The sequence below is a fragment of the Acinetobacter qingfengensis genome, from assembly GCF_008693185.1.
GTDB classification, from domain to species: domain Bacteria; phylum Pseudomonadota; class Gammaproteobacteria; order Pseudomonadales; family Moraxellaceae; genus Acinetobacter; species Acinetobacter qingfengensis.
Genome location: NZ_VXKN01000004.1, coordinates 54,463 through 66,856 on the forward strand (window position 1 = coordinate 54,463; position 12,394 = coordinate 66,856).

The 12,394-nt window shown below is 39.6% G+C and carries 12 protein-coding genes; 5 read left to right on the forward strand and 7 right to left on the reverse strand.

Annotated features, from left to right (window positions below; genetic code table 11):
- Window positions 1–82 precede the first annotated feature (82 nt).
- Both F4V57_RS06590 and hisIE read right to left on the reverse strand, forming a co-directional pair.
- A complete protein-coding gene (locus F4V57_RS06590; RefSeq protein WP_070069053.1) occupies window positions 83–1,558 on the reverse strand; it encodes a UvrD-helicase domain-containing protein in 1,476 nt (491 codons plus the stop codon).
- A gap of 43 nt (window positions 1,559–1,601) precedes the next feature.
- Entirely contained in the window at window positions 1,602–2,378 is a 777-nt protein-coding gene (hisIE, locus tag F4V57_RS06595; RefSeq protein WP_070069052.1) for a bifunctional phosphoribosyl-AMP cyclohydrolase/phosphoribosyl-ATP diphosphatase HisIE, read from the reverse strand.
- 430 nt (window positions 2,379–2,808) lie between these two features.
- On the opposite strand from hisIE, the gene F4V57_RS06600 reads away from it, so the two are divergent.
- The 5 genes from F4V57_RS06600 to F4V57_RS06620 all read left to right on the forward strand — a co-directional run bounded on the left by F4V57_RS06600 (window position 2,809) and on the right by F4V57_RS06620 (window position 6,789).
- Complete coding sequence (locus tag F4V57_RS06600) at window positions 2,809–3,201, forward strand: hypothetical protein (protein WP_070069051.1); 393 nt, start codon at window positions 2,809–2,811, stop codon at window positions 3,199–3,201.
- 20 nt (window positions 3,202–3,221) lie between these two features.
- Complete coding sequence (locus tag F4V57_RS06605; protein WP_070069050.1) at window positions 3,222–3,887, forward strand: CDP-alcohol phosphatidyltransferase family protein; 666 nt, start codon at window positions 3,222–3,224, stop codon at window positions 3,885–3,887.
- A gap of 34 nt (window positions 3,888–3,921) precedes the next feature.
- The gene (locus tag F4V57_RS06610) at window positions 3,922–4,578 is read left to right on the forward strand and encodes a lysophospholipid acyltransferase family protein (protein WP_070069049.1); all 657 of its coding nucleotides are present in this window, start codon (window positions 3,922–3,924) and stop codon (window positions 4,576–4,578) included.
- Window positions 4,575–5,516: a phosphatidate cytidylyltransferase gene (locus F4V57_RS06615; RefSeq protein ID WP_070069048.1), complete on the forward strand. Its 942-nt coding sequence runs from the start codon at window positions 4,575–4,577 to the stop codon at window positions 5,514–5,516. The genes F4V57_RS06610 and F4V57_RS06615 overlap by 4 nt, the downstream gene beginning before the upstream one ends.
- A 280-nt stretch (window positions 5,517–5,796) precedes the next feature.
- Window positions 5,797–6,789, forward strand: a complete 993-nt coding sequence (locus tag F4V57_RS06620) for an aliphatic sulfonate ABC transporter substrate-binding protein (RefSeq protein ID WP_070069047.1) — start codon at window positions 5,797–5,799, stop codon at window positions 6,787–6,789.
- 131 nt (window positions 6,790–6,920) lie between these two features.
- On the opposite strand, the gene F4V57_RS06625 is transcribed toward F4V57_RS06620, so the two are convergent.
- The 5 genes from F4V57_RS06625 to F4V57_RS06645 all read right to left on the reverse strand — a co-directional run bounded on the left by F4V57_RS06625 (window position 6,921) and on the right by F4V57_RS06645 (window position 12,315).
- A complete protein-coding gene (locus F4V57_RS06625; RefSeq protein ID WP_070069046.1) occupies window positions 6,921–8,009 on the reverse strand; it encodes a patatin-like phospholipase family protein in 1,089 nt (362 codons plus the stop codon).
- 206 nt (window positions 8,010–8,215) lie between these two features.
- Entirely contained in the window at window positions 8,216–9,841 is a 1,626-nt protein-coding gene (locus F4V57_RS06630) for an ABC1 kinase family protein (protein ID WP_070069045.1), read from the reverse strand.
- Between the two features lie 12 nt (window positions 9,842–9,853).
- On the reverse strand, window positions 9,854–10,525 hold the full coding sequence (locus tag F4V57_RS06635) for a ubiquinone biosynthesis accessory factor UbiJ (protein WP_070069102.1): 672 nt from the start codon (window positions 10,523–10,525) through the stop codon (window positions 9,854–9,856).
- A 27-nt stretch (window positions 10,526–10,552) separates the two neighbouring features.
- Window positions 10,553–11,488 carry a bifunctional demethylmenaquinone methyltransferase/2-methoxy-6-polyprenyl-1,4-benzoquinol methylase UbiE gene (ubiE, locus tag F4V57_RS06640; protein WP_070069044.1) on the reverse strand — a complete coding sequence of 312 codons (936 nt, stop codon included), beginning with the start codon at window positions 11,486–11,488 and terminating at the stop codon, window positions 10,553–10,555.
- Window positions 11,489–11,607: 119 nt separating this feature from the next.
- Complete coding sequence (locus tag F4V57_RS06645) at window positions 11,608–12,315, reverse strand: FFLEELY motif protein (RefSeq protein ID WP_070069043.1); 708 nt, start codon at window positions 12,313–12,315, stop codon at window positions 11,608–11,610.
- Window positions 12,316–12,394 lie beyond the last annotated feature (79 nt).

The window sequence follows — 12,394 nt, forward strand, 5'->3', positions numbered from 1 at the left end:
CACTCCACAAAATTTGTGCCGTTATACGGATTTTTGACTTAAAAGTCTAGTGACTGTGTTGACGGTTAAATTTCGCTTGGGATCAGGCAGTTTTTTTGAGTAGATAGGTTCGTTTGAGTTGTTGGATTAGATCGTAAATATAATGAATATTCAGACTGAGCTTGGCTCGGGTACAGGCCACATAAAGTAAGCGCAATTCCTCTGGCGCAATTTTGTGATCCAGTTGGTTCAGTTTAAACTGATAATCATCTTCCAGATGGACACGATTCCACTCCAGTCCTTTGGCTTTATGGGCTGTGGAAATCACATAATCTGCTTGTTCGATCGGTGTGATTTTCTGTAAGGCGTTTTTAAGCGGTGTTGTGCCATGATCATCAACCAGTTTAACCAAAGGCTTAATGTCACTGCCATCACTGGTTTCACAATATTCATGAACATCATGCCATGAATTAAACCAAGCCAATTCAGGAACATCAGTGACTTTTTTGCCTTGCTTTAATGATGTTGCTGCATCAATAAATCGATTTAAACGAGCATGATCCGCCTGTAGGCTGACTTTATCACCATTGATTAAACCACTGAGTAATAATTCCATCGCACGGGCATTGGTACGGCATAAAATCGCATCACGCATTTTGGTATGCGGTTTGTTGACGACTTTGGATTGAATTGCTTCAAAACCATGAAGTGGAACAGTTTCTTTGAGCGCATATAGTAAGTAATTGGCAATTTCTGCAATATCTTCACCGAAACGAAAAGATGTGGTTAAGCGACTTTCGGTAAGCGGCAATTGTTGCATGGCATTGACTGCCCCACGCCAGGCATAAATTTGTTGATGAGCATCGCCAACATAAATAACTTGGGTATTTTTTTGTTTAAGCAAAATTCCCAGCATCAATGGATCAGCATCTTGTGCTTCATCGAATAGAACATAATCGCTATGAATCTGTGGATCAGATAATGCCCAAAGTTTTAGATAAACATCATGGCCAATGCCTGCCTGATGATTGGGATTGATCGAATCCAGCCAGCGCTTTTCCAGTGTAGGATAAAGCGCTTTTTGTAATTCTTCGGCATCATCTGGATGTAACCATTCTGGTACAGGAATATGCCGAGGTGCAGGATATTGTGAATTTGTGGCACAGAATTGGCTAACCCCATTGGCAACCAGACTGCCTAGGCGGCTTGGCATCAATACATAATTTTCGTAGCGGTTACCCATCATGCGGCGTAAGGTGATGGGATGTAACTGATGTTCGTTGGCCAGATAGCTTGGGCTTAAGCGGGGCAGACGTAATTTATCAGTAATGTTGCGTGGCACACTACGATAGGCTAATGAGTGAAAAGTACGACAATCGACACGTTGATTAAATTTCTGTTGTGCATGACTAGCAATGGCTTTATTGAAAGCAAGATATAGACCACGACGTTCAGGCATGGCTTGACTGATCATTTGCAGTGTTGTGGTTTTACCTGTGCCGGCATAGGCCACAATTTTAAATGAATGGCCAAGCCTTGCTGTATCAATGGCAATGGCTTGTTCCTTGGTGGCGTGCATGATTATTTGCCCTCAAGACGGTAGAGGGAAACAGGAAAGTTCATCAACGGCTCGCTTTCTCGACAATTCCTGACAGGCCTTGACGGCGAGCCAGTTCATCCAGCACGACTTGCGGATCAAGATCAAAATAACCCAGCATGACAATGGTATGAAACCAGACATCTGCCACTTCATAAATTACATCGTTTTTATTCTCAGTTGTGGCATGTGTGGCAAAATCTTTAGCAGAAATAATGGTTTCTGTAGCTTCTTCACCAATTTTTTCCAGAATTTTATTAATGCCTTTTTTGTATAAGCTGGCAACATAAGATTGATCTGCATCAGCAGCCTTGCGTTGTTGCATCAATTGCCCTAAGTGGGTTAATACGTCTATTTGTTCTGATTTTGCTGTGGATGCCTGCATCAAAGCAGTATGACGATGTTCGCTGTGAGATTTGTCTGCATAGATACTATCAGGATCTTTTAGTTGAGGATCCACGATTTCCCAACCATTCGCAGTAAGTTTGCGATAGAAGCAGGATTCACGACCAGTGTGGCAAGCGATACCACCATGTTGTTCAACTTGTAAAATAATGACATCAGCATCACAATCCAGACGAATTTCATGTACGGTTTGAAAATGTCCAGATTCTTCACCTTTATGCCAGAGTTTCTGACGTGAACGGGAATAATACACGGCCTGTTTTTTATCTGCGGTTAGCTGAAGTGCTTCACGATTCATCCATGCCACCATTAATACACGACCGGTCTGATGATGTTGTGCAATCGCTGGAATTAATCCGTTTTGATCAAATTTAACTTCATCTAACCAGTTTGACATTGTGTGTAATTTCCATGCTGAAAAGTGGGGAATAGCGACTTATTATAAGCATTCCTGATCAGGCTGGGGAAAATAAATTTCAATCTACAGAGAAATAGGCGTGGGTGAAAAAAGACAAAAAATTACAAAGTGGTGAAATAAAAAATAATGATATAAACCATAGTAATTTGTATTTAATATTTTGAATAATATGAATTTATTATCCTTTTTTTGGTTTTTATGATGCAACAAAAATATTTCAGTGAACGATTGTATTTAAATTTTTACTCCCTAGAATAAAAATTAAAGTAGTTAATCGCAAATTTTAGCTGAGTCGGGATATTATTCTTGTTGCTCATCATCTATTGCTTCTAGCTATCTGAAAAAGTGATTTTATGGTCATTATTTGTTTAGTAAAATCATTGATATAGCATAATTTGATATAAGTAATATGCAGACAACAGTAAAAAATACGCAGCGTTATAATATTGTTTCAGCCATATTTGCCTTTTGTTTATGGGGTGGATGGTCGTTTTATGTCAATTCTCAGTCTACGGACTGGCATACTGGTGTAATTTCCGGATTAGCACAGGGAATTTGTAGTTTTATCATCACCTTATGTATGACATTTTTGATTGAAAAACAGTTTAACTTTTATCAGGATAAACTGGCAAAATCGATTTTACCACCTTTGTTGACTGTGATATTGACAGGTTCCTGTCTATTTATGATTCATTATCTCATTGCTACGCCCAATATTATCAAAACCATTAGCCCTGCTTTAACTGTAGCTCTGCTTTTTGCTTTTTTTACCAATTTTAAGCTGTATCAGCAGAGCAAATAACAGAATCAATTAGGTGACTTATGCAGCAAGACCAACATTCAGAATTAGAAAATCGCCGCCCTTTAAAGGTACGGCAATCAACTTTGGTGCATCGTATTGCACGATGGCTAGCTCAAAAATCGATTACACCCAATCAAATTTCTATTCTTAGTATTTTTTGTGCGGCACTGGCTGCAATATGTTTCTTATTTGTGCCTGAATTTAATGGCCTTCAGCAGGTAATTCTATATCTGTTTGCCGCATTATTTATTCAGGCTAGATTGTTGTGTAATTTATTTGATGGTTTAGTGGCGGTTGAAGGACAAAAATCAACGGCTTCGGGAGAGTTATTTAACGATATTCCTGATCGTGTTTCAGACCCACTGATTATTATTGCCGCAGGATATTCAGTGATATGTGTGGGCTATGCAGATATTCTGGGCTGGTGCGGTGCTTTACTAGCGGTATTTACGGCATATATTCGTACACTTGCGGTTTCTATTCATGCCCCTGCCAATTTTAGTGGTCCAATGGCAAAACAACATCGTATGGCCTTACTTACTCTGGCATGTGTTATTAGTGCCATTGAACAATATGGTTTTTCGCATGATTATGCCATGTTGTTGGCATTAATCATTTTAAATGTGGGTTGTGTGCTGACCATTTGGCGTAGAACACAGGCAGCTTACCGACATCTGGAAAAATAATTTAAAAGAACCGCGGGTATTGGGGGAAATGTCCATGCAAAAAAATAGTTCGCTTTTTATGCGTTATCTTGGCCGAATGATTGCCTTTGTGATTAGGCGACTGGTGCGTTTACTGACCGGAGCCAGAAGTTTGTGGATCGGTTGTCAACCTGAATTAAAGCAGCGTATTTATTATGCCAATCATAATAGTCATATAGATTTTATTTTATTGTGGTCATCCTTGCCTGCGGTACTTCGCCGTACCACACGTCCTGTTGCGGCCTCTGATTACTGGAATAAAACTGCTTTAAGACGCTTTATTATTCAGGATGTATTTAACGGAATTACCATTAGTCGCCATCGTGCAATAGATGAAGACCCTTTGGCCACAGTAAAACAGGCGTTGCTGGATGGAGATTCCATTATATTTTTCCCTGAAGGAACACGTAATCTGGATGAAGATCAATTGGTTTTACCGTTTAAAGCAGGCTTGTATTATTTACATCAGCAGTTTGGAAGTCTTGAAATCATTCCAGTTTGGATTGCCAATTTAAATCGTGTCATGCCAAAAGGTGCGTTTATTCCTTTACCATTATTGGCAACGGTGACATTTGGCAGGCCATTGAATACGGTAGCCATACAAGAAAAATCAGAATTTCTGACATCCGCCAGACAGCAATTGCTGGCATTGAATGAAGGTGAATATCAATGAATTATACCAATGCTCAAACAACCTTTATCATTTTTATTGCTGTCACACTGGTTTTAACCTTTGCTTCCTGCATTGGTTATGCGTTGAAGCAACGCATTGGTCATCAGCCTCATGCAGTTATTGATAATCTCAATGCCAGAATTAATGCGTGGTGGGTGATGCTGGTGATTTTATTTGGGGCTATTTTACTGGGAAAAATCGGATTAGTCATTTTATTCAGTATCATTTCTTTTTTTGCTTTACGTGAATTTATCACGTTATTACCGACCCGCCGTGGCGATTATTTTGCTTTATTAATCGCATTTTATTTTGTTTTGCCTTATCAATATTATTTAATTTATGTCGATTGGTATGGGCTTTATTCCATTTTTATTCCCTTATACGCATTTTTGTTGATTCCGATTGGAATTTTAAAGCAGGAAGATACGACTTGCTTTTTAGAGCGAACGGCAAAAATTCAATGGGGCTTAATGATTGCTGTATTTTGTATTTCGCATGTCCCCGCTTTACTGAATTTAAATATCAATCACTTTACCGGTGACAATATCTGGTTGGTGATCTGGTTGATTCTGGTGGTGCAAGCATCAGATGTGTTGCAATATGTGTGTGGAAAGTTATTTGGTAAAACCAAGGTTGCACCCAATTTGAGTCCGTCAAAAACACTGGAAGGATTAGTGGGTGGTGTCGTTTTGGCTACAATCGTGGGTGTACTGACACATGGATTAACGCCTTTTAATCTATGGCAGGCGGCACTTATCGGCTTGATTGTCTGTATGTTTGGCTTTTTTGGTGGATTGGTCATGTCCGCGATTAAACGTGATCGTGGTGTTAAAGATTGGGGACATTTAATTCAGGGACATGGTGGTATGCTGGATCGAATGGATTCCATTTGTTTTGCTGCGCCAATCTACTTTCATATTTTACGTTATTGGTGGTAGGGAAAAACAAGAGAGCATTGTTTTTAATTGCAAAATTGACTAAATGTATGGTCAATTCTATTGTTAATGTGCATAAATATGGCATTTAAAAAGCATGTGCGTGAAGAATGAAAAATCCTTTTTCACTTATATCTAAAGTAAAAAAGCATACAATAAATGATTGTAATAAATCAATATTTAATCGTTTACAATAATTTCTTGGATCAAATACCGAGGGTCTATACAATTTATGCATGGAATAAATTGTTAATAGGCCAGAATATTGCTTTAGGATAAATACATGCGTTTAATTCCAAAAAATATTACATTTCTTGGCATCACAATATTTGCAGTTTTGCTTAGTGCATGCTCTCCGAAAGAAAAAAAAGAAGCATCTGCTGCGTCTAGTGCCAGCCCTCAGGATAAATTGTCCAATATTGCCATTGGTTATCAAAAATCATCTTTAAATCAAGTGGTCGCAAAGGATCAAAAAATTTTTGAGAAAGAATTTCCCAATGTCAAAATTGAATGGAAAGAATTTCCTGCTGGTCCTCAATTGCTAGAAGCACTGGCAGTTGGTTCGGTTGATTTTGGTGCTGTAGGTAATACACCTGCTATTTTTGCACAGTCTGCTGGAAAGGACGTTCTTTATGTGTCTTATCAGGATGTCAAACCCTCCTGGCAATCTCTGGTAGTTCCAGCAGATAGTAAAATAAACACAATTGCCGATTTGAAAGGAAAACGAATTGCGATCCAAAAAGGCTCAAGTTCACATGATTTTGTGAGTCGTATTTTAAAAAAAGGGCATTTGACCTGGCAGGATATTCAACCTGTCTGGCTAGCTCCGGCAGATGCACGTGCTGCATTAAATAAAAAAGCAGTCGATGCGTGGGCAAATTGGGAACCTTTTGTAACACCTGTTGAACTTGATGGTACAGCCCGTTCAGTACTGGATGCCACAGGATTAGGAGAAACCTATAATTTCTTAATTGCAAATCCAAAATTTGTACATGCACATTCTCAGGAAACTCAAAAAGTAATTGCAACGTTTAACATCGCAGCACAATGGATCGTCGATCATCCTCATGAAGCGAATCTACTTTATCAAAAAGCGACTGGATTGGAGGAAGCACAGGCACAACGCGTACTGGATAAGCGTTATCAACCTTCAATTGATAAACCCATGACAGACAAAGTCATTGCTGTACAACAGGAAGTTGCTGATCGTTTTTATGCTGAAAAACTCATTCCAAAACCAATCGACGTTCGACAAGTGGTTTGGGTAAATCAGTAATCAATTTTGAAAGTTTTATTGGAAAAATGACAATGAAATCGAAACTGTTTCAAAAGACAGTTTTTAACGCCGCCTATGCGTAACATATCTCATAAAAGGGCTTGATCGTTTTGAAACAGCTTCGATTTTGTTTATTTTAATGCCTGAACTCTTGGCAGAAAATCTTGTTTTTCTACCATTTCCAGAAATTCATCACCCAGACGTTGGCTTTCGGCAATACATTGTTTCCAGATTTTGATTCGTTTTTGTGGGTCATTAAGTAAAATTTCAAAATCTTTACGATCAGGTAAACGTCCCATTGGTAAAGATTCTAAGTATTCACGAGATGGAGAAATCAGCAGGGTTCTGGCTTGATGCTGTGGATTTGCCTTTCGCCAAAATAAACCTTTATCAAACCAGCTTGGAATAATTTTATCTCCAAAATGTGGATATAATACAATACCTTGGCTTGGATAAGGCAGGTCCAGATGATAGTCAATGATGCCACCATCACGATAAACACCTTTAGGTGCATTGGGAATATTACGGATTCCGGCCATCACGCCGGGAATCGATCCTGATGCCATTAACCAGTAATATAAATTCTCGGCATCAAGATTTTGATACAGGGTTTTAAAATCTTTTTCGGTATTTAACTTTAAGCGCATTTGATCATTGGGCTGCGCAACCACTCGTTGCATAAAAACGCCACTATAACGCCGAGCAACAGTATTGGTGGCAATAATGCCCGCAGCAGAAGCCAATAAGGGCAAAGCATGGTCACTGCTAAAAATATGCTGTGCTTTAACTGCTAGAACAGTCAGGTGATAGTCCGGATGAGCAACAATATCCTGTTCACGTCCGTGAATTAATGCCTTGAGCATGTGATCACATACGGCACTAATTTCAGCAGATTTCATCCCTTTGTAAAATTCCAGATGAGTATACAAATCAGCAAGTTTTTCTGTACCTTGATCAACGCCCCAAGCCAAAATACTGGCAAAGCGCCATGCCCCAATTGAAGAACCAATCAGTGCTCTGCGGCGTTTTGCCTGAGGTAAAAATTGTCCAAAAATTGCCTGATCCAGACCTTTTAATCCCAATCCTTTGGGGCCGCCTGCTGCACCGGGTAACATATCGATATGTTTGGCTTGCAAACCTTGCTGTTCTATCAATTGTTTGGCCAGATGTCCTGCATGAAGATGAAGTGCTGGAGATTTTTTATGTAAAATGTAGGTCATAGTCAGTCGTGTAATTGTTGTAGAGTAAATCTTGCGCTTATTGTAGGCAGTCGCCCTGTCGAGAACAAGGTTTTCTTATGATCTCATTGTGCGTAAATGGATGTTGTTTGCTGAATTTATCTTCAAAATTGTGGATAAGTTTAACCTTATCCACTTATCATAAGATGCGCTAAATGATTTGGCTATGTTGTAAAAATTTTCAATATCTAAACCGGTTTGCTCAGACGCCAGATTGCAACCAGACCTGCCAGAATGAAAAAAATAATCGAGAAAATCAGTGGTGTAATAATACCTAAACTTAGGAAAAATAAAAATAAAGTACCAAAAATCCAATTGCGCTGTTGTTGTGCATGGTTTTGTAAACGTAGCTGCTGTATTTCTCTTAATTGTTTTTCCTGCCATGCCGACTGATTTTTTAAACCATTGATACTATCAATTAAAACGGTTGGTAAATCCTGTGCACCAAGTAGTAAGTCAGGAATTTGTTGGCCAAGCTCCTTGATATTTTTCACAGGATTCATTTGTTGTTTGACCCATTCCGTTAAAATCGGTTTAGCCAATTTCCAGATATCCAGTTCAGGATACAGATCAGTTCCCAGCCCTTCGACATGAACCAGTGTTTTGAGTAATAGCATTAATTGTGGTGGAATTTCCAGTCGGAAACGGCGAGCAATATCCATGACTTGCAGTAGGATTCCGGCAAAGTCCAACTCATGCATAGGTTTGGATACCATTGGCCCCACTGTACGGCGCATTTCCCGTGCCAATGCATCCTGATCGGTTCCCGGTGGGATCCAGCCAGCCTGATGTACGATTTGGATCAACTGCATAAAATCACTGTTCATGACGGCCAGTAACATGCGTGCCACAGTCATTTGATCCTGTCTGGATAATTCACCCATAATGGCGCAATCCAGCGCAATATAGCGTGGATTCTGTGGATTTAGTGTTTCAACAAAAACATTGCCGGGATGCATATCGGCATGAAAAAAGTTATCCCGAAAGACTTGGGTGAAGAAGATGGTGAGGCCTTTTTCTGCCAGATCAGCGCGATCCATCCCCAGACGATCAAAGGTTTCGATATCAGAAATAGGTACACCGGTAATACGTTCTGCGACCATGACATCTTTACTGTCCATATAGACTTCTGGCACATACATCATGCTGGAGCCAGTAAAGTAATGGCGCATTCGACGCGTATTGTCTGCCTCGATGGTCAGGTCCAGCTCATTTAAAATGACGCTACGGTAATCCTGAATAATTTCTGATACATGTAACGCACGGGCAGCTTCCAGTTTTTGTTCAAGGCGATGTCCTAACCATTCCAGAATTTCAAAATCCTTGATAATTTGGCTGCGAATGTCTGGGCGAGTGACTTTAACCACCACTTCACACCCATCATGCAAGGCAGCGGTATGGACTTGTGCAATGGATGCTGCGGCCAGAGGTTTCTCATCAAAACGGGCGAAAAGTGTCGGTAAATCTGCTTTAAGTGATTCACTGATTCGACTTTTTAATATTTCAACATCAAAAGGTTTGACCTGATCCTGAAGTAAAATCAGTTGTTTTAATATTTCTGGTGGAATCAAATCCCGGCGGGTGGAGAGCAACTGTCCGAGTTTAATGGCCAATGGCCCCATTTCTTCAAGTGCTTCTTTGAGTTTTAGTGGATTACGTTTTTCCCGTGATGACCATGATGCCGGATGCGCTCGAATGACTTTTAAAATTGGTCTGGCTTTGACAGGAATATCCTGTGCAGGAATTAATAAATCCAGACGGTAATGGGCGGCGATACGCCATAATTCTAAAAGACGAAAAAGATGCGGCACCATAGAAATAAAATCCTAGTCTTGCTTTGATGTAACGATATGCTGCTGAAGTTGTTGAATTCTTGCGTCAACCCGATCAATGTCTTGGTTTAGTTGACGGGTATGTTGCTGTAAATCTTCCATTTGCCAACGTGCAGCAAATAGCTGACTGTCTTCTTTTAAACTATCAATTAACATGAATTCGGCACTCTTGGCTGCTTTCATAAATTGTTTAGGTAAATATTGTAATTTACCAATTTCATGTGCAGATGTTGCGCCAATCCATGGACTTAAATGTGCAGCCAGATCGACATCAATTTGGGAGAAAATTTGTTTTAATGAAAATAATAAATGGTAATCGCCTTGTAGTGGAATATTACCAAGCTCATCTTGTGGATTAAGCAGCAATTTTAATAATTGCACCAGATCATCAACCTGTAAGGTCGCCTGAACTGTATTGACTACAAATTGTGGGTCAAAGGGACGTTGCTCAAAAATACTGGTTTGGGTACTGTGTCCCAGTGCAGTGGGTTCAAGGCGAATTTTATCCTGATCAAGGAAAACATCAATGGATACATTTGGCGTTTGAATAACAATACGCAGGCTTTGTCCTTGTAATTGGTTAAGTTTGATACGGGTAATTTGATCCAGATCAACGATACGATTCAGTATTGATTCTGTTGCACCAAGTGCCAGTACTGACCACATTGCCATATCAAACTCCGTCTTATTGGATTAAAGTTTAAAACCACGATGTACAGCGACAATGCCACCAGTTAAATTGTGATAATCACAATTCTGGAAACCTGCATTTTGCATCATGCTTTTCAAGGTACCTTGATCCGGATGCATACGGATGGATTCAGCAAGATAACGGTAACTTTCTGAATCATTGGCAATAATTTTGCCCATAATTGGTAATGCGGTAAAGGAGTATAAATCGTACAATTTGGAAAATGGTTCAAATACAGGCTTTGAAAATTCCAGAATCAGTAAACGACCACCTGGTTTGAGGACACGGAACATGGATTGCAGGGCTGCATCCTTGTCAGTGACATTACGTAAACCAAAACTAATGGTAACGAGATCAAAACTGTTATCTGCAAAAGGCTCTAATGTTTCGGCATTGGCAAGTACAAAATCAACATTGCTACAGCCCGCATCCAGCAAACGATCACGTCCCACATTGAGCATCGATTCATTGATATCCGACAATACCACGTGCCCGGTTTCACCAACTTCACGGCTGAATACTTTGGCTAAATCGCCTGTACCACCAGCAATATCCAGTACCTGTTGGCCACGGCGTACGCCAGATAAATTAATGGCATAACGTTTCCATAAACGATGAATACCAAAAGACATTAAATCATTCATCAAGTCGTATTTACTGGCTACAGAGTGGAAAACTTCGGCAACTTTCTGGGCTTTTTCTTCAGTATTGATGGTTTTGTAGCCAAAGTGTGTAGTTTCACCTAGATTGTTGGTTTTTGCACCACGAGGTAAATTATATTTTGGAATACTACCTGCTGCTTCATTTGCAGTTTGGCCAAGTGTTTGTTGTTGTCCTTGTGCAATGCCTTCAGGCAATGATTCGGTTAAGAACGGACTTGTTTTTTTCTCAGTTGTGGTTGATGTCGTTGTTGTTGGGTTTTGATTGTCGTTAGACATGTCGCACTCCTAAGACGGGATTTCTTGATGTGGAAAGAAGATAACATATTCATGCTCACTAGGCATGTGAAAATTTGAGTCGTAAATGAAATCATTAGTGAATGGCAAGATTGCCTTGATTAAAGCTCAAATGGACGAGGATGTCCGTTATGTACTGCCTCGATAATTTGTCGTTCTTTTTGGGTAAATCCCTGAATAAATATTTTGGCGGATTGTAAAGGTTCCATTGCCTGAAAGCCTTCGTTAATAAACTCATAAATCGGATCAACTTTGTAGCGATAGGCCATCCCTTTGGATAACTTAAAAGCAGTCTTGACAATGCGTGAACGCAGATACAAATCCAGTTTTTCTCCCAGTGTATCCAGTAAAGCCATTTGTTGACAACGCAGAGAATATTGATCACATTGTAGATAAGCCTGACGCATAATTTCATCGTTTAATTCATAGTCGGCAGGAAAATGCTTTAATAAATATTGTGCAATATCTTCGTCCAGCCGTAATGATAAATACGCCAGTTCAATGGCGGCATCACCGGTTTTCAAAGCATTGGCAGGAATGATTTTTTCAACCAGGTGCGCATGATTGGCAATACGGCGTAGCTGAAATGCCAATTGATCAAAGTCTGATGCACCATATAGGCGATTTAAAAAATAATGACTGATCAAGCGATGTTGCTTTGTGTTAAATAAGGCTTGATGCGTGTACTGAACACGTTGTTTTTGCCAATTCTGTACTTGTATAAAGCGTTTTGCCAAAATGGGATCTTGATGCTGAGCCATAGCATCATATGCATCTAATTGTTTTAATAAAAAAGCAAATTTTGACATGAGTGCCTCATGGTAAATAAAGTATCAACGAAATGCCATTAGGTATCAGAAAATAAAGGGTCAATTAAAATGATCTAAG